Source organism: Halorubrum vacuolatum (assembly GCF_900188065.1).
Classification (GTDB): domain Archaea; phylum Halobacteriota; class Halobacteria; order Halobacteriales; family Haloferacaceae; genus Halorubrum; species Halorubrum vacuolatum.
The window spans coordinates 1-18,367 of the sequence record NZ_FZNQ01000032.1; the positions used below are offsets into that span (position 1 = coordinate 1).

Sequence of the window (18,367 nt, forward strand, 5' to 3'; positions counted from 1 at the left end):
TTCCGTGAGATCATCCTCTCATTCGCCCTCAACAACCTCAAGAAGCTCGCCAAAACACTATGATCCCGCTCCCGTACCGCATTTTCAATAGAGCAGAATCTTCGACAGAGTAGTTGTTCGTTCGCGGGGGTTATTAGTGTTACCTGGGCTAGAAATTCCCCGTTGCAGTCTGGTTTTGCGGTGCCAGGGGAGCATAGGAGATTTTGAAATGGCGTTCATGTTGAGTACAACGACGACGAGTGTCCAGCATTGACCTACTATACAATGAGTTCGAACCCACTGTAGTGACATCAAAAAACCGTCACTGCAGCCGGTGGGTCGCGAAATTATCGAAAATACTGCTGGTCGTTTCGCACTCGTTCGAAGACGTCCACTCCGATCTGGTTCAGGAGATCGATCATATCGATAAAGACCCAGTTCTCCGCCAGCAGGTCGTCCTCCCGACGCCAGAAATCCATCACACGCATCGTGACCGATTCGTCGGTCGCGGGGAGGCCGAGCCAGCCATCACCGGTGTGCGTCGCGTGAATAGACGGCCATCCGGCCGAGGCACAGTAGGTTCCGTCAGCGAATCGCGCCACGTGATTGGCTCCCTCTCTGTCGGGAAATCCCTCGAGGAACGGGCCCTGGTGGTACTCCTGAAAGCCGTCGATACCACGAGTAGTGCCGGTTCCCGCCGGGCCGTACCACATGAAGTCCTCGTGCCAATAGCGCTCCATGCCCATGCCCTCGAGCCCTTCTTCCTCGTAGGAATGCAGCCCATCGAAGATCATGTCCTCCACGAGCTGGAGAGTGCGTTCGGACTCGGCCTCCTCTTGTTCTTCGAGCAACAGACCCTCCTGGGTCGTAGGCCCGGGAATGAGAGTCTCCGGAGCCAGCGACGGGAAAAACCGATAGCCAGCTTGACGCAGCAGATCCAGGAGATCGATAATCATTCGGGTTTCGACGATCGCACCATCCTCGATTCGGTGAAACTCCCCATATCGAAGCCAGGTCGCCTGGTCCGTCGCCGGAATCTCTAACCACTCGTTCTCGAACGTTCCGATGAGATTGCCGGTGGCACAGACCCACTCTCCTCCGTCAAACTCGCCGGCGAACAGGATGTAATCATCCTTCTGGAGGTCCGGAAACGCCTCCAGAAGCGGCGTCCAGAAGTCCGTCTCGATCATCTCCCGTCCATTTAGTGCGTCGATCGGTGCTGGACCGTACCAGTCAGCATCGACGTGATAATAGTCGGAGAGCAGGTCGGCAGCACCGTCCGATGTACTGTCTTGGATCGCCTGAGAGAACGCATACACCAGTTCCTTATGCTCCGTTCGCTGTGTACTCATTTTAAACCTTGAATAGATCATCGAAGACAGGACTGAAATAGCTACTGATCGTCACAGAGGTAGTGTTCAGATAAGCTGATTCCATGCGAAAGCGAACGATCTGAGCCACTCGTCAGCAGTTTCTGCTTCGGCGTTGCTGAAACAGCTTGAGAAACAGGTAGTTCTACGTTTTACCTCACGAAAGACACGTTCGACACTGTTTCGATTTCCGTGACGTTCGTATCTAAAATCGAGGCCGTGCTTACGGCAAGCTCTGTGGAGTGAGTGCGCTCCGTCGATCAATATAATTGCCTCATCGATCTCGTGTTTTTCGCGGAGTTCCGCGAAAAACTGATCGGCAATCATGTTGTTTCTCGTCGGCTCAAGACTTGTGTGTAACAGATCGTTTGAGTCGGGATCGACAGCAGCGTACAGCCAGTAGTGTTCGTCGTCAAGCTGAATCACAGTCTCATCAACAGCGACGTGATTCGGGCTTCGACCAGACTCCGGCTGTAGATCTGCTTTGTGAACCCAGTTATGAACGGTTGAGCGAACCCGATCAACACCGAATATCTCAAGAAAAGAGACAGTATTCGAAAGCGATAATCCAGAGAGATGAAGCTGAATACTGAGCTTCATCAACAGCCGCGGTGTTGCCTCTCGCTCCACAAAATCTAAGTTAATCTCGTCTAAACAGCCGTCGAGGCGGTCGTTTTCGGGCATAAGTCACTTTGAAAACGCGCCGCCTCACTTTTCAATCCTTATCTGAACACCGCCGTCACAGATGCCGACAACAAATCGATTGGTTATCATTATTATTTGTTTCCCATATTATTATGATTGAGAAAATAAATCGGTATACAACTGTCGATCAGTAACCGGTTAATTGACCGGTTGGAGCGAAAGTTACGGTAAAAAACGCCGCACTGACTCAGGATAATTCTGTAATCTGTCGAAAACGTCGACTCCAAGCTGATTCAGGAGGTCGATCATGTCGATAAAGACCCAGTTCTCCGCCAACAGATCGCCCTCCCGACGCCAGACATCGATGACACGCATATCAGCCGATTTCCCGGTCGCTGGTAAGCCGAGCCACCCGTCTCCCACGTGGGTCCCAATAACAGCCGGCCATCCTGTTGACGCACAGTATTGCCCCTCAGCAATGCGTGCATCGTGGTGACCGACCTCCCTGTCGGCGAAGGCTTTGAGGAACGGGCCCTGGTGGAAGTCCTGGAAGCCGTCGATGCCTCGAGTCGTCCCTATTCCCGCCGGGCCGTACCACATGAAATCGTCGTGCCAGTACTGATTCATTTCCATACCTTCGAGCCCTTCCTCCTCGTAAGAATTCAGACCCTCGAAAAGCATGTCTTCGACCAGTTGCATTGTCTGTTCTGTCTGTGAATCCTCGTATTCGTCGAACAACAAGCCGTCCTGCGTCGTAGGCCCGGGAATAAGTGTCTCGGGAGCCAGCGACGGGAAAAACCGATAGCCAGCTTGTCGCAGCAGATCCAGATGGTCGAATATCGTCCGCGTTTCGACGATCATTCCGTCTTCCATCCGGTGAAACTCCCCGTACCGAAGCCAGGTCACCTGGTCTGTCGCCGAACGTTTAACCAGTCGTTCTCAAAGGTTCCAACGAAGTTACCGGTAGCACAGACCCACTCATCTCCGTCGAACTCGCCGGCAAACAGGATGTAATCGTCTTTCTGGAGATCCGGAAACGCTTCCAGAAACGGGTCCCAGAACTCGTTTCGCAACTCGTCTCTGCCCCGGAGTGTATTGATCGGCGACGGCCCGTGCCAAACGATATCGTTGTGGTAATATTCCGAAAGTAGATCTTGTGTGCTTCCCGGAGCCGTGCGGCGTATCGATTCTGAAAACGTATGGATTATAGACTTGTTTGTTTGTCTCGTATGCATCTTACTCACCAGGCGGCTGTAACGTACACTGAATCTGATAAATAACTGTCGGTTCGAAACTGTATAGGCGATGGGGCTGTCGGACAGAGATCGGCGATCGATTCGATCATCGACGCAGTCACTTTCATATGGTGTGAACCGGAACATCCACGTGACGAAATTTCAGGAAGATAGATAGTAGATGCTTGAGCGTTGATATTCAGTAGTACTGTTCGTCTTTTCTGACTCGGTCAAAGACATCTACTCCGATCTGGTTCAGGAGATCGATCAGATCGATAAAGACCCAGTTCTCCGCCAGCAGATCGTCCTCCCGACGCCAGAAATCCATCACACGCATCGTAACCGATTCGTCGGTCGCGGGAAGGCCGAGCCAGCCATCGTCGGTGTGCGTCGCCTCGAGACTCGGCCACCCCGACCATCCACAGTAGTGGCCCTCGGCGATTCGAACGTCTCCCTCAGTTGCTCGGCGATCCGGAAATGCGTCGAGAAACGGGCCCTGGTGATACTCCTGAAAGCCATTGATGCCACGAGTTGTCCCGATTCCCGCCGGACCGTACCACATGAAGTCTTCGTGCCAGTATTGGTCCATTCTCATGCCCTCGAGCCCTTCTTCCTCGTAGGAGTGCAGTCCCCGGAAAATCATATCCTCCACCAGCCGAAGAGTGCGTTCGGACTCGGCCTCGTCTTGTTCTTCGAGCAACAGACCATCCTGGGTGGCGGGTCCGGGAATGAGAGTCTCCGGAGCCAGCGACGGGAAAAACCGATAGCCAGCTTGACGCAGTAGATCCAGGAAATCAATCAGTAGCCTCGTTTCGACGATCATTCCGTCTTCCATCCGGTGAAACTCCCCGTATCGAAGCCAAGTCGCCTGGCCCGTCGCCGGAATCTCTAACCAGTCGTTCTCGAACGTCCCGACGAGATTACCACTGGCACAGACCCATTCTGCCCCATCGAACCCGCCGGCGAACAGGATGTAATCATTCTTCTGGAGGTCCGGAAACGCCGTTAAGAGTGGCTTCCAGAATTTACGAATGATTGCATCATGACCCGTGAGGTCACCGATTGGAGCCGATCCCCGGACCACCGCCTCCGGAGCAAAGTATTCAGAGACAACATGATTCACCGTTTCACGAGAGGATCCGCCGAGTGCACGTGACAGTGCGAGAACGTGTGCTCTATCAGTCGTAGCCATACTTGCTGTATGCAACGAGTGATCGAGTAAGAGTGTAAAGTATTCGTTCTACCATATCGTAGGTCAAACCCGGTCGGACGGTATGTATTTATACACAGAACGAATCGATTCACATATGACCGAACGTTCCCCAGTCGTCAGAGAACTTGATGTCCCCGGCATCGTTTATGACATTACGTGGCAGGCAGCCGACGAGGGACCGGAGATTACGGCAGGCGAGCGCCATCGAACGTACTTTTATGATTTCGAGGACGACGTACCAACGCTGATCGATACCTGCTTTCAGAACCGCGTCGAGTACCTCTTCGAGGGGATCGAGCAAATCGGCGTCGAACCTGAACGCCTGTTGATAACGCATCGCCATCTCGATCATATTGGAGCGTTCGACGAGGTGGTTGAGCGATATGATCTCGAGACGTGGGTGCACGAAAAAGACAACGTTGCCGAAATTGACGACTACGGCATCGACATCCAGACGGAACCAGACCATCTGTTCGTCGGTGGAGAGCAGATCGGCAGATTCGAAGCTGTCCACGTACCGGGCCACTCCCCCGGGAATTCGGTCTTCATCGACGAAAAGGCAGGTATCGCTCACTGTGGAGACACAGTCTGTGGCTCCGACCGTCGTGGTCTTCCTCCGGGATATCTGTTACACCCACCACAGGCAACTCATACGAACCAGCCACCCGAGTCGGCGGTCGAGGCCGAAGAAAACCTAGCAGCTCTTCTGGATTACGACTTCGAGGTTGCCTTGCTCAACCACGGACGTCCGGTCTTCGAGAATGCCTCAGACAAACTCGAACGATACGTCAACTTCGAGTCCAACTTTGCCACAGAGGGGCAGTCTATTCACGCCACCGACAGGAAAACCATAGAAGCCGACGAGCTCTACAGCCGACTTGACGAAGAATAACGCATTACTTTTCAGGGTCGTCTCCGATTCGATCGCCCTCTCGTTCCTCGAACATCTTGAGTACAGCGCCGACGTCGTCTTCACCAAAGCCCTCGTTGCTTGCTTGCGTGTACAACCGATGAACCATTCCGCCCATCAGCATCGGATAATCCTCCGCGTCGGCCATCTCAACGGCCAGGCCGATGTCTTTGCGAGCGAAGTCGATCGTGAATCCAGCCTCGAAGTCACGCTCTAATACCCGGGGCATACGACTCTCGAAGGCGACAGAAGTGGCGCTCGCATTACCGAGGATGTCCCAGAGTCGGTCTCCGTCGATTCCGTATCTCGATCCGAGTGCGACCGTCTCCATAGCAAGCAGTAGATTACCCATCGACATCGTGTTGTTGAGCAGTTTGATGGCGTGGCCCGAACCGGAGTCACCCGCATAATGAACCTCGGCACACAGAGCATTCAGTACCTCCTGTGGTGGCTCGGACTCGAAGACTGGCTTCTTACCGCCGACAAGTCCGGTCAGCGTTCCCTGCCGGGAATCCTCAGGGCCACCAGTTATTGGGGCATCGAGTATCTCCGAAGGGGTCTTCCCGACGGCTGCAGCCAGAGTTTCCGTCGTCGGTGGTGCAATCGTACTCATCTCCAAGAAAATGGTCTCGACGCTCTCGTGAGCGAGTCCGCCATCGCCGGTATAGACGTCTTCGACAATTTGTGAGGTCGGAAGACTCGTTATGGTCACGTCGCTCTGACGAGCCACGTCCCGTGCACTTTCAGCGACGGTGCCACCGTACTCCGCGAACGACTCACGGACTTCAGGTTGTACATCGTGACCGTACACCTCGAAGCTTTCGTCGAACAGATGCTTTGCCATGTTGCCGCCCATCTTGCCGAGGCCAACGACTCCGACAGTTGTATCGGACATATGTTCGCATCCATCTAATAGCCGTTATAAGTATCGAAAAGAGGATCTAGACAGAACGGTCCGTCTGCAAATCCTCGTCGACCTAATCGAAGTTGTGGTAGACCGATTTGATCTGCGTGTATTTCAGGACGCCGTACTTCCCATCCTCGCCGCCCAACCCGGATTCGTTCCAGCCGATGTGGTGGCCCTGCTGTGCACCGCCGCTTCCGTTGATAAACGTCTCGCCGAATTCGAGGTCCTCGGCGATCTGCATTGCATCACGGTAGCTCTCGGTGAAGACGTACGACGAAAGACCGTACTGTGAGTCGTTAGCGAACGCCACAGATTGGTCAACGGAGTCCACTTCGACGATGGGCGCTACCGGGCCAAACACCTCTTTGTGAACGATGTCCATATCCTGATCGACGCCGGTCAAAACGGTAGGCTTGGCCCAGTAGCCACCGGACGTCGGTGGATTTTCGGTAGTCGGACCGCCGACGGCAACGTCGGCCCCCTGCTCGACAGCACGGTTGATCGCGGCCTGTGTCTTTTCGAGTTCGTCTGCGCTCACCTGCGGACCCATGTCTGGGTCGGTCGTCGGATCACCGATTTCGACGGCTTCCATCGCCGCTGTGAATTGAGACTGGAACTCCTCGCGTACGTCGCTGTGAACGTAGATACGTTCGACTGAGGTACAGACTTGTCCTGCGTTAATCGTTCGGGATCCAACGATATGGTCAACGGCCGTTTCGATGTCGGCATCGGCACAAACAATCGCCGGAGCCTTTCCGCCGAGTTCGAGGGAGACGCGCGTGAGATCAGTAGCAGCGTTACGCATGATCGCCTTCCCGGTATCGACGTTCCCCGTCATCGTGACGTAATCGATGTCGTCATTCTCGACGAGTGCCGCGCCGATTGCTCCACCGCCGGTAACGACGTTCAACACGCCCGGCGGGAGGTCGACATTGTCGTCGATGATTTCCACGAGTTCGAGTGTCGAAAGGGGGGTGAGTTCGCTCGGCTTGATTACAGCCGTGTTTCCGGCGACGAGTGCTGGCGCGAACTTGCGGACGAACACCGAGATGGGAAAGTTCCACGGTATGATTCCGCCAACCACACCATACGGCTTGCGGAGGAGGGTAATCGACTGTCGTTGCTTGCTGCCGGGCAATATATCGCCCTCTATGCGGCGATCCCACTCCGACATATAGCGAACGATATCGGCGGCAGCGGTTATTTCGTACTTTGCCACGGACAGCGTTTTGCCCTGTTCTGCAACCAATGTCTCGGCTACGGAATCGACGTTATCTTCGATGACGTCGGCAATTTCTCGAAGGAGATCACCACGCTCTTTCGCCGGTCGCTGCTCCCACTCCGGTTGTGCCGACCGTGCCACGGATGTCGCTCGATCGACGTCCGACTCCGTCGCGGATGGAACTGACGTTATCCGTTCTCCGGAACAGGGGTTGAGTACTGGAATTTCACTGTTGCTCTCGATCTCGTGCCACTCACCATCGATATACAGAGGGGTATTGCTATTGACTCCCATTCTTCGACCTGTACTTTCGAACAGGGAGATAAATATCTGACCGTTCGATACATCGACGAGGACCTACACCGCTACCGAAACACTCAATCAGAGATGAATAAAAACCGAAAATAATGTCTAGACGTCGGCAGTGACTGCTTTGAACCCGACGAGTCGACCGATGACGAGTACCAGAATCAATACGATCAAGATCTGTAGAGTAGCGGTCGCAGCGATCAACGGCGACGATTCGTACTGAAGAAAGAGGAACATCGCGACAGGCAGCGTAATAGTGTCACCTCCCGTGAGAAACAGTGCAACTGTTGCGTCAGTGAACGAGAGAATGAACGCCAGTATAAAGCCGGAAACAACACCGCTCTTCATAAGTGGGAGAGTTACCTTCCGGAAGGTCTCGAATTTGCCCGCACCGAGGTTTCTTGCGGCTTCTTCAAGTTCCGTGTCGACTGAATAGAGTGACGTCATCGTCGTGAGGAACGTATAGGGAATCGTAATAACGACGTGAGCGATGATTAAATCTACAAATGCGGAGGTGAAATCAAATATATTTAGATTGAACATGAGCATGAGTGCCAGACCGATAATCGCCGGTGGGACAATCAACGGTAACAGGAAGTACATCGTTAGGCCACCCTCAAACGGAAGATCTTTGCGAACAACGACATACGACGCTAACAAACCGAGTATGGTCGACAGGATCCCCACTGCGAAGGCAACCGGAAGGCTCACGACCAAAAAGGGCCTAAAAAAGGTGCTATCGAAAAACTCCGCGTACCATTGTAGGGAGAAGCCGGATGGTGGAAACATCTGGCTTGAGGTTGGGCTGAACGAGATGCCTATGACGATCAGAATCGGCGCGATCAGTATGGCAAAGCCCAGCCCAATCAGTCCATAGTAGAGAAAAAGACCGAGATAGCGGCTAGGGCGGGAAAGCGACCGTTTCTCTGTTCGTTTCGATACGGGCAGCAAGTTTCTAATCGTGCTCATGATGATTGATAGTTTCATTGGTTGGCCCCCATGCGACCTTTGATGAACCTGAAGTACAGGTAAATCAAAATCAAGGTCGTTATCGTAAGTACGGTTCCGGCTGCGCTCGCAAATGGCCAATTAAGAGCCATAACAGCGTTGTCGTACATGATAACACCAAGTGTCAGGTCGGTACGCCCGCCAAGGAGTTTCGGTGTCACCACGGAGTTCATCGTGAGAACGAACACGAAAATCGTACCAGATATGACTCCAGGTAGACTCAGTGGTAGCTCTACTTTTAGGAAGGCTTGCAGTCGGTTTGCACCGAGGTTTCGTGCCGCGGGCACCAGTGAATCTGGCATATCATCGACTGCACTGTACACGGGCAAGACGACTAACGGGAGAAATAGCGAGAACAGCCCTACCGTGACCGAGAACGTGTTGTTCAGGAGGTTGAACTGGAGACCGAGCGTTCGCTCTAAGTACGTATTGACAATACCATTGCCGGCAAACAACGCGATCCAGCCATAGACTCGTGCAACGACACCGACCATTAACGGTAGAAACACGGCAAACAGGGCAAGCTGTCTGCGCAGGGGCGTCGTTTTGGCAATATAATAGCCAATCGGATAGCCAAATATCACACAGCATATTGATACTAAAAATGCCAGCTGTACGGTATACCAGAGAACACCGCGATAGAACTCTTCGAGCAGGAGCCGTTCGTAGAACTCAGTCGTAAATGTCCACTCGATCAGCGTAATCGGATCGTATTCGAACAGGCTAATTGCCATCGCGTACGAGACGGGAATAATCAAGAAAAGGATCAAATAAACTGTCGGGACGCCTACATGAAGTATCCAGCTCTTGTCGTTCGATACACTCGCGAAAATTCCCTTCACTCGATTGTACGCTCCATCTGTTTTGCTAGTGATAGCACCTAGCATGCTCATTCACCGACTGGGCCGTAATTTGCAAACGAAATCGTAACTGTTTCGCCCTCACTATACTGGGGTGCTCCCAGTTCTGTGGAAAGGAATGTGGTTCCGTTAACTTCGATTTGGTATTCGGAAACTGAGCCCAGGTGAACAGTGCTAGCGATACGACCTTCGTACGTTGGCTTGTTGTTTGTCGTCGTGTTAATTTTTATGTCCTCGGGGCGAATATGCAGGATACACTCGCCATCGTCTGACATGGGGGTGCCGTCGAGGGGGAGCGAAAAGCCGTCGTACTTAAACTGGATCGTTCCGTTCTGTCGGATGGTTTTGCCGGCGAGAAAGTTCGAGTCCCCAACAAAATCGGCAACGAACTTGGACTGTGGGTCGGAGTATACCTCCGACGGTGGGGCACATCGTACTTTTTCGCCTTCGTGGAGAACGAGAACTCGATCGGAAAGGGTCAGAGCCTCACGTTGGTTGTGAGTGACATATATCGAAGTGATCCCAAGTCGGTCGTGAAGATCTCTGATCTCGCGGCGTAATTCTTCGCGCAGTTGGCGATCCAGGTCTGAAAGTGGTTCGTCGAACAACAGCAAATCCGGCTCCAAGACCAAGACGCGTGCGAGCGCAACGCGCTGTTGCTGTCCACCACTGAGATTCTGTATGTTCCTGTCTTCAAAGCCCGGCAACGATACGACTTCGAGTATCTCTTCGATTCGATCCGTGATCTCTGGCTCCGACAGGTCGGTACGATGGCGGAGGCCGAACGCAACATTATCGTGGACGGTCATATGAGGGAACAGCGCGAGTCGCTGGAACACGAGTCCCATATTCCGATCCTCGGGAGGTAACCCGACGAGATCCTTTCCCGAGACCGTTATCTGACCGTCGGTCGGTTTGACGAACCCTGCAATTGATTTTAGCATCGTCGTTTTACCCGACCCTGACGGACCCAGTATTGAGACGAACTCCCCTTCCTCAATATCGATCGAGACGTCGTTTACCGCGACGATATCGTCGTATTCCTTTCTCAAATTTTGTATGCTGACGAATGACACGGATATGTATGTTATCTCCGTGGAGTTATTTACAATTTTCGTTTGGCGGCTTGAGGGTTCACCCCCCGATTCCGGAGCGGTTCAGAGACCACAGCCAGATAATAAATAAGCTATCGAAATTGGTGTTCGATTACGAAGCGATGACTTGCTGGAACTGGGGACCATGCTCGTCGGACAGTCGTTGAGCTTCGACCCAGTCAATGTCGACGTCGAACCTCTCGGTTTGTTCCTCGGTCAATTCAAGGAACCGTTCCTCCAAGGCCTCGTCACTAATGTATTCGTATGCCTCCTGCATCGCGGGTGGGTAGCCGAAGTCCTCGGCGAATCCCGCCTGAATTTCAGGTGTGTAATGACCCTCCAGAGCCGCTTTTGCCTCTTCTATGTTCTCTTCCGGACGGTGTCTGAGTATCGGGTAGCCCCAGTAGTCCATAACCGACCCTTCCTCGGGAATCACGAATTCCATGTCGAGGCCCGAGTCGAGTCGCAAGGAGTCAGATCGTGCCGATAGGTACGGTGTAATAAGGATTTCGTCGTTCTCGAACATCGAATCCGCCTGGTCGACCTGGTCGAAAATAATTGGATCAGTCGTTTCGACGAATTCTTCCATCCACTCCAGGCCAGGCTCGATGTTGTTCACGTCCCCACCCTCGATGTGATTGATTACGTAGAAGTACTTCGAACCCGCGTTTTCCCACGGTTCGAACCCAACTTGCCCCTCGAGGTCAGGGTCGATCAGGTCGTCCCAGGAGGAGATCTCTTTGTCAATCTCGTCCGCGCGATATGCAATCCCCCGTGGAAAGACCGTACTGGCACCCATCCACTCGGTCTTAAACGCATCCGGTATGTTCTCCCAGTTATCGATTTCTTCTGCATGGTTTACAAGCGCACCTGCCTCGCCCAGAATCGGCGCCCGCTGATCATCCAATTCCACGGTGTCGAAATCCGGATTTTCGGGGTTTTGCTGGATATCGGCCATGTACTGGTCCGACGCCATTTCAGTGTACTCGTAGCTGTGTCCATCCCCATACGGGCCTTCACCGTTCTCGAATGGTTCCCAAAAGTTTTGTATTCGAGATTCACCATAGCCCCCTCCGCCGCCACTTACCTGCACCGCTGGGCGGTCTCCGTCATCGCCATTGGTATCCTCGTCATCATCACCGAGACACCCCGCGATTCCGAGTGCAGCTACGCTGCCCCCCGTAGCCTTAATAATAGTACGTCTTGTCGACCGACTGTTGTTCACAGTCATACATCAGTTGACTATCTCGTTAATAATAAATCATTTGGTCGTGTCTCAAACTCGTCTAGTGCGGTTTCAATCGTGATTTGTTGGATATAGCTGGCGAAGTTTGATGCGAGCGTCATCGGTCGTGAACTGCCAGTCAATGGAGGACTCATCCTCGTTTCGGGTCCGTTCCCACGCAGCGACCTCCGCACGGAGTGTCGCTGCGTCAATCATTTTGTCGAGAAAATGTCAATTGGGTAGTAGAACTCAGTTCTTCAGATGAACCCTTTGCGATCACTTCCGAGACGAGCTCGGTAGGCTGAGTCAGAGAGAATACACCGCTGTCCCATAAGATAAAGTCGAGCACCCGATCGGCGTGACCGAAATCGAGTTGTCGGTCGCTGTTTCGCCAATAAAGACCCCGATGCTGTCCACCAAAGCGTCTCCAACGACCATCGTACCATCAGTGAATCCATCGACGTTATACAGATCCGCGGCAGTCTCGTCCCGGTCAGCATTCACTGGGAGATCTAGTTGGGAGCGGAAGTCATTGACGTTCTCTTCATCGGGCGGTGTCTGCAGTCAACCTTCGGTTCCTTAGCATAGCTTGTTGCGTTAGCAACGTCAGTAATTAAAACAACCGAAGTCGATGCAAATTGCCCTTATTTGAGTTCCAAACAAGAATTTTGCCAACACAGCTATTGTCTACCCATTTACCATCGTTATGAATGTATGAGCTGCGATTATCAACTATCGAACCCAGGGCGGGATTCTTTGCAGAGAAAAATAACTGGCTGGTACGTAGCCGACATTCACCACACGAGTTCGGCGACTGTGGATTCGGTCGCGTTAACTTTGGCGTGAATTGTGGTAGACAGCGAGCGCTTCGAGCCAGTTTTGAGCTGTCTCGAGCGCGACATTGCTGAAACTATTCGCAAACGATGATGTTCGTCGTTCTATTTCCCAAAAGACACGTTCGATGGCATTTCGATTTCCATGTTGCATGACTTGGAATCGATAGCCGTCTTCAGCAAGAACTGGTCCAAGATAGTTTGCGTCATCAACGAGGAATTCAACGGTATCGAGCTGATAGCGCCGATGTAGTTCGGTCAGGAACCACCGTGTTGTCTGTTTATTTGCGGTCGGATAGAGGCTCACGTGAAGGATCTCGTTCGTATACGGATCAACCGCCCCGTACAGCCAGAATTTCTGTCCGTGCAGGCGGATCATCTTTTGTCCTGTTGATCGCAAGACGGCATAGGGGCGGGGTCAGTAATTCGCCGAGCCATGGCGTTAGAAGCGGTATTCTGGATAAAGAAGATGCAGTAGCGGTGGCTAAAGGTGGCTGTCGAAGAGTCAGAACTATGGTAGCTAGCGATCTTGTTCTGATGACGACGGCGATACCTCTCCCGGATACGTCCGGAGAAGGGGAGCAGGCGGCGAGCCTTAACTCGCCGCCTGCGTGAGGTTATGCACGATGCACTTCCGCGTGAGCTCCCGGAACTGGCCGTGCCAACTCCGGGAGCGTAGCTTCTCGCCGTCGTCTTGCTTCAACTGCGAGAAGCCCGTTTCACTCATCCACCGCTGGTTGTAATCCTCGTTCATCCGGGCGTTGTGAGCCTTCTGAAGCGGTGTCTGCTCTCTGTGTTTGATCAACGGTCGCGTCGAGTTGGAGCGACACTCCTCGCGGAGCTCACCCCACGAGTAGTTCGCATCAGCGGACAGGACCCGCAGGTCTTCCGCCGGAACGCGGAAGACCTGCATCCCGATATGGCCGTCCCACGCCTTCTCCGTGGTGAAATGAACGTCTTTGATCGCTAGTGAGTTCACGTCGATCAAGATCGTCGTCTTCATCGACTGGAACGAGTAGTTCGCGCGGTCGCGGTAGTGGTAGCTGGTCTGATCGCGTTGGAAGCCACTGGCGTCGATTGCAGCTTCCCCACTCCAGCCCGCCTGCTCCGCCGAAGCGCGGAGCAGGCGGCGGAGTTCACGCATCTGGTACTCTTTCTCCCAGCGACAGAGGGTCGTATGATCTGGCGAGGCTTCGAGATTCAGTTCCTCACGGATGGCAAGAGAATCGTTAAACCACGCTTCGGTCTCGCGGAAGCTTTTGTCGAGTTCAGCGTGCATGAGAATCAAGGCGATCTGAACCCACTCGGCGAACCCGCTGCGCCGGACGGCGACAGCGGGTTCGTCTGGGTTGTCAACATGCTGTTTGCCAAGATACTTACACTGCTTCACCAGCGGCCGTTTCGACCTCATACCGCAAGACAGCGTCCAATTCACCCGTCAATTTCACGAAATCACTCGCAGACCGACTGCACAGCCCGCTGATCGGACCTGCAACAAGGCATCATCTTTTCATCAACCGCGAGTTGATCCTCGGAGACCGTTGAAATTGGCTGTAGATCTGCTTTATGAACCCAGTTGTGAACGGCGACATGACTTCTATTGATACCAAACCTTTCGAGATGCTTACTTACCTCACGAAGCGACATACCAGCCAAGTGACAGCGGATCCCTACTTCAATCGCCCACTGCGGCGTCCGATCTCGCTCCACAAACGACAAGTCAATCCACGTGGTACGTTCGCTGAGGCGTTCGATTTCGGCCATAAGCACTCTGAAGTCGAGCGCCTCATTCACTAACTTAACGCGACCGCAGAACGGAACCATTCCTTCTTCTATCAGGCATTTCTGCCGTCAGAAGCATGTTGGGGTCTTGATTCGATGTCGCTGCTATCCGAACCCGATGACTGATCGGCGTAATTGGCGGGGGCAATGAGCGACGAACTGCCAAAGCAACGACGAGCCTCTGCTACCGCAAATAGTGATCCAACGATCAAAACGCAGTCACTTGAATTTGCCCGTTCTATAGACTTGGAAACTGCTTCGGATACGTCTGAACAGATCGTAATCGATGCATCAGTCTGTTCATCAAACACGGCCGCTAATACGTCGGCATCTTCTGATCGAGGGTTTTCCGGTTCACAGACAGTTACGTAATTCGCTGGATCAAGAGCAAGGGCCATCTCTTGGTGGTCCTTATCCGACATTATCCCAACGACGAGACGCAATGCATCATACTCGAACGACGACAATGTTTCAATTGTCTGCTCACAACTAGCCGGGTTGTGGGCGCTGTCGAGTACTACCAGTGGCTCTTGGTCTACAACTTCAAACCGCCCTGGCCATCGAGCGTTTCTAAGTCCAGAGCATATTTGACGATCAGAGACCTCAGCGACCTGCCGTGCGAGTGCAACCGCAACCCCAGCATTAGTAGCCTGGTGAGGACCAAGGAGCGCTAATCTTGCATCGAGAGACCAATCATCGTCACTAATTGTGATTGCCCCTTCCAGGCCGATACGCCCTTTGTATGCAACCCGAATATCAGGGGTTTCTCGGTTTTTGTCGTGGTCAACTGTGCTTTCTACCCGCCCAACTGTAATCGCTGTGTCAACTTCATCGCGTATCGTTTCCAAAGCATCACGATTAGCTGCGGTGATCATCGGTCCGCCATCCGGCGCAACTTGGGCTTTCTCTCGAGCAATCTCACACACTGTTTCCCCAAGTATGTCAGTATGTTCTTTTGTGACACTGGTGACCGCAGCAGCGAGGGGGTTAACGACACTGGTGGCATCGTATCGGCCGCCCAGTCCAACCTCCAAGACAGCCATATCGACGTCTTTTCGATCGAACTCCCAGAGGGCGAGAGTCGTTAGTGTCTCAAAAAAGGTAGGTGAAAGACCTGAAGCAGACCGGTCACGAAGATAGTCCAAAACACGCTCAATGAAACTAACGACAGATTCCTCTGATATTGGAATGTCGTTAATTTGGATCCGTTCGCGTACATCCTCAAGATGAGGTGATGTATAGAGACCAACGTCCAAACCGCTTTCTCGAAGAATCCGCTTGAGCATGCAAGCAGTGCTTCCTTTTCCGTTTGAACCTGCTATCTGTATGCAAGGAACCCTGTCGTGCGGATTGCCTAATTCGCGAAGGAGGTTTTCCGTTTCTTTGAGGCCCTGTTCTTCGAGAGAGCGGTCAGGATCGAATTGGTGGAGATCAAATAGCACCTCTACTGCATCCTGATACTCCATGGCTATTCTCGGAGCTTATCATTCCGCCATGACTCCAGATCCGGGACTTGATTGAATGTGTAGAGATGAATCCCGCTAATATCATACGTCGGATCATTGGCGTATGGCCCTAGTCCATCGACGAGGTCATCAGGTGTGTACTTCCCACGCGATCCAACAAACTGGCGAATGAACCCAAGGACACCGGTGGTCTTTTGCAGAAACCGAACTGAATCCCCGACTCCAACCTTCTTCGATATCTGAAGGAGTCGTTGATATTTCATCACACCGGGTATGCCTACTTCAACTGGCAACTCAACACCCCGTGAACGGATTTTTTCGATCCAATCGAGAACCGCCTCGTGGTCGTAACACAGCTGAGTCACGATGTACGTTGCGTATGGACTCTTTTTTTCCATTGAGGCTGCTAAAGTATCATCATCGATGAAAGCATGCCCTTCCGGGTAGCCAGTGATCCCAATCTCTTCGAATTCGTGCCCTATTTCATTTAGCGCAACTAGTAATTCGTAAGCTGATTCGAATTCTCCCTTAGGTTCTTCTCGATCACCACCCGGAACAAAAATATCGGAGATACCTGCAGTCTCGAGGCGTTCAACGATCGATTCTAATTCTGCCCGGTCTTCGACGTAGCGGGCAGCGATATGCGGAATGATTTCGTACCCGTCTTCGCTTGCTGTTTCTGCCCACTCAATAGTGGCTTCAAGTCCTAATTGAGGAGAAGTGGTAATCGCGATTGCGGCGCCATTAGGGAGGTGGGTGATTTGTTCACCAAAGCTATCAAACGGCATCAATTCATAGCGAGGGGACTCGAGCAGTGTTTCTACGCCCTCTTTCGTCGTGGATGATCTGAATTTCGGCGTCATTGGTTGTTGGAAATGTCCACACCGGTTGTGGGTGATCTTATACCATACGTTTCGATCCTGGTACTTCAATTGTTCGATTAGTCATTGTTAATACTGCTTGTTCAAGTGGACTGAGGGAGAACCTCAATCAGTGCTATACACCAGATGATTCCGATTTGTGCAAGAAAGGCACTGAACGGATATAGAAGCTCGGCTCGACGCTTCTTTACATCAGAACGACCTCTTTTTCTATTCAAAATTAGCAGGGTGACTATAGGCAACTGGGATTAAGCAAATTATTAATAGGCATCATACCCTCGTTATTGGTTGTAATGTCGCCAGAGCTAGCCAGACTCGGACACGTCGCGCTTGAAACACCCAATATTGATGAATCGGCCGCTTTCTTCCGTGACGCGGTCGGTCTTGAAGAGGTAACACGGTCCGACGGGACTATCTACTTGCGTGCGGTCGATGAGTTCGATCATCATTCAATGAGTCTCACGGAAGCTGATTCTGAGGGCGTCGATCACATCGGCTGGCAAACGAAAACCGAGACCGGTCTCTCGGAGTTTGCATCACAGCTCGAAGACCAAGGGATCGACATCACGTGGATCGACGCAGGCGAGGAAGCAGGTCAGGGTAAAGCAATCCGGTTTTCAACACCGACAGGCAACGAATTCGAATTTTACCATGAAATGGAAAAACCAGATCCGCCGGAAGAGCGTCGGTCGAAGCTCAAGAACCGGACATACTCACCAACAAAAACGAACCCGATCGCACCCAGTCGCATTGATCACGTCCAGATCTGGGATCCTGATGCCAACAAGTTTGTAGAGTGGTTAAAGGAGACCCTCGGATTCCGCGTGCACGAATATTACGACCGCAGAGATGGATCGCGGTGGGGAACCTGGATGAGTGCCTCTGAAACCAAGATTGAGGCGGCCATAATCGATGACGAGGAACAGGAAAAATCACCCGCGCTGCACCACGTTGCTTACAAGGTCGAAACTGCTAACGACTTGTTCGACGCGAAGGACGCAATGAACGAGGAAGGATATACAACGGACGGGATTGGACAGCACTCAATTTCTCGTGGCAAGTTCCTATACGCGAGAGATTCTGCCACCAACCATCGAATCGAATTCAACTCCGGAAGCTATCTCGTCTTCGATCCGAACTGGGAACCAATCGCCTGGCAGGAAGGATACCTCGAGGACGAAGATCCACCGGGAAGCCGTCAATGGGTTGGGCAGATAGAGTCAAAAGAGAGAGTTTTCTACTAGATTGGCACTGTCTATATGAGAGTTTGAGGAACGAGCAGGTGATGGCGAGAAGTGATCATGCAACTCGCCGACCTGCTCAGAGAGAGCTTAGTGTAGCTTCAGACCTAGACTGTCTAGTTTAAGCCCTCTACAGCCGTACTCGTAAGAATGGGACGGAAGCAGCACGTTGTTAATCTTTCAGATG

16 protein-coding genes and 3 pseudogenes are annotated in these 18,367 nt (G+C 52.5%); 2 read left to right on the top strand and 17 right to left on the bottom strand.

Annotated elements, in window-relative coordinates; translation table 11 throughout:
* Positions 1–326: 326 nt before the first annotated feature.
* The 5 genes from CHB65_RS15665 to CHB65_RS15680 all read right to left on the bottom strand — a co-directional run bounded on the left by CHB65_RS15665 (position 327) and on the right by CHB65_RS15680 (position 4,421).
* On the bottom strand, positions 327–1,331 hold the full coding sequence (locus CHB65_RS15665; RefSeq protein WP_179213692.1) for an ester cyclase: 1,005 nt from the start codon (positions 1,329–1,331) through the stop codon (positions 327–329).
* Positions 1,332–1,397: 66 nt separating this feature from the next.
* Positions 1,398–2,033, bottom strand: coding sequence for an IS6 family transposase (locus tag CHB65_RS15670; RefSeq protein WP_089385962.1), 636 nt, complete (start codon positions 2,031–2,033; stop codon positions 1,398–1,400).
* A gap of 183 nt (positions 2,034–2,216) precedes the next feature.
* Positions 2,217–2,867, bottom strand: a complete 651-nt coding sequence (locus CHB65_RS15675) for an ester cyclase (RefSeq protein WP_143420464.1) — start codon at positions 2,865–2,867, stop codon at positions 2,217–2,219.
* A gap of 29 nt (positions 2,868–2,896) precedes the next feature.
* On the bottom strand, positions 2,897–3,229 hold the full coding sequence (locus CHB65_RS17095; protein ID WP_245810006.1) for a nuclear transport factor 2 family protein: 333 nt from the start codon (positions 3,227–3,229) through the stop codon (positions 2,897–2,899).
* Between the two features lie 199 nt (positions 3,230–3,428).
* The gene (locus tag CHB65_RS15680; protein WP_089385964.1) at positions 3,429–4,421 is read right to left on the bottom strand and encodes an ester cyclase; all 993 of its coding nucleotides are present in this window, start codon (positions 4,419–4,421) and stop codon (positions 3,429–3,431) included.
* A 115-nt stretch (positions 4,422–4,536) separates the two neighbouring features.
* On the opposite strand from CHB65_RS15680, the gene CHB65_RS15685 reads away from it, so the two are divergent.
* On the top strand, positions 4,537–5,334 hold the full coding sequence (locus CHB65_RS15685; RefSeq protein ID WP_179213694.1) for an MBL fold metallo-hydrolase: 798 nt from the start codon (positions 4,537–4,539) through the stop codon (positions 5,332–5,334).
* A gap of 4 nt (positions 5,335–5,338) precedes the next feature.
* On the opposite strand, the gene CHB65_RS15690 is transcribed toward CHB65_RS15685, so the two are convergent.
* The 12 genes and pseudogenes from CHB65_RS15690 to CHB65_RS15745 all read right to left on the bottom strand — a co-directional run bounded on the left by CHB65_RS15690 (position 5,339) and on the right by CHB65_RS15745 (position 16,921).
* Positions 5,339–6,247, bottom strand: a complete 909-nt coding sequence (locus tag CHB65_RS15690; RefSeq protein ID WP_089385966.1) for an NAD(P)-dependent oxidoreductase — start codon at positions 6,245–6,247, stop codon at positions 5,339–5,341.
* A gap of 82 nt (positions 6,248–6,329) precedes the next feature.
* Entirely contained in the window at positions 6,330–7,775 is a 1,446-nt protein-coding gene (aldA, locus tag CHB65_RS15695) for an aldehyde dehydrogenase (RefSeq protein ID WP_089385967.1), read from the bottom strand.
* Between the two features lie 117 nt (positions 7,776–7,892).
* On the bottom strand, positions 7,893–8,777 hold the full coding sequence (locus tag CHB65_RS15700) for an ABC transporter permease (RefSeq protein WP_089385968.1): 885 nt from the start codon (positions 8,775–8,777) through the stop codon (positions 7,893–7,895).
* Positions 8,774–9,532, bottom strand: a complete 759-nt coding sequence (locus CHB65_RS15705; protein WP_179213695.1) for an ABC transporter permease — start codon at positions 9,530–9,532, stop codon at positions 8,774–8,776. The genes CHB65_RS15700 and CHB65_RS15705 overlap by 4 nt, the downstream gene beginning before the upstream one ends.
* Before the next feature lie 155 nt (positions 9,533–9,687).
* Positions 9,688–10,734 (bottom strand): ABC transporter ATP-binding protein, encoded by a 1,047-nt coding sequence (locus tag CHB65_RS15710; RefSeq protein ID WP_089385970.1) that lies wholly within the window; start codon positions 10,732–10,734, stop codon positions 9,688–9,690.
* A 130-nt stretch (positions 10,735–10,864) separates the two neighbouring features.
* Positions 10,865–11,983 (bottom strand): ABC transporter substrate-binding protein, encoded by a 1,119-nt coding sequence (locus CHB65_RS15715; protein ID WP_089385971.1) that lies wholly within the window; start codon positions 11,981–11,983, stop codon positions 10,865–10,867.
* Between the two features lie 66 nt (positions 11,984–12,049).
* Positions 12,050–12,166, bottom strand: a pseudogene (locus CHB65_RS17830) (IS630 family transposase); the annotation flags it as partial.
* A gap of 642 nt (positions 12,167–12,808) precedes the next feature.
* A pseudogene (locus CHB65_RS15725) lies at positions 12,809–13,195 on the bottom strand (IS6 family transposase); the annotation flags it as partial.
* Positions 13,196–13,405: 210 nt separating this feature from the next.
* The gene (locus CHB65_RS15730; RefSeq protein ID WP_089385972.1) at positions 13,406–14,221 is read right to left on the bottom strand and encodes an IS5 family transposase; all 816 of its coding nucleotides are present in this window, start codon (positions 14,219–14,221) and stop codon (positions 13,406–13,408) included.
* Between the two features lie 89 nt (positions 14,222–14,310).
* Positions 14,311–14,574, bottom strand: a pseudogene (locus CHB65_RS17970) (IS6 family transposase); the annotation flags it as partial.
* A gap of 71 nt (positions 14,575–14,645) precedes the next feature.
* Positions 14,646–16,058, bottom strand: coding sequence for a bifunctional folylpolyglutamate synthase/dihydrofolate synthase (locus tag CHB65_RS15740; RefSeq protein ID WP_089385973.1), 1,413 nt, complete (start codon positions 16,056–16,058; stop codon positions 14,646–14,648).
* 2 nt (positions 16,059–16,060) lie between these two features.
* Positions 16,061–16,921, bottom strand: coding sequence for a methylenetetrahydrofolate reductase (locus CHB65_RS15745; RefSeq protein ID WP_089385974.1), 861 nt, complete (start codon positions 16,919–16,921; stop codon positions 16,061–16,063).
* 311 nt (positions 16,922–17,232) lie between these two features.
* On the opposite strand from CHB65_RS15745, the gene CHB65_RS15750 reads away from it, so the two are divergent.
* Positions 17,233–18,183, top strand: a complete 951-nt coding sequence (locus CHB65_RS15750) for a VOC family protein (protein ID WP_089385975.1) — start codon at positions 17,233–17,235, stop codon at positions 18,181–18,183.
* Positions 18,184–18,367: the final 184 nt, after the last annotated feature.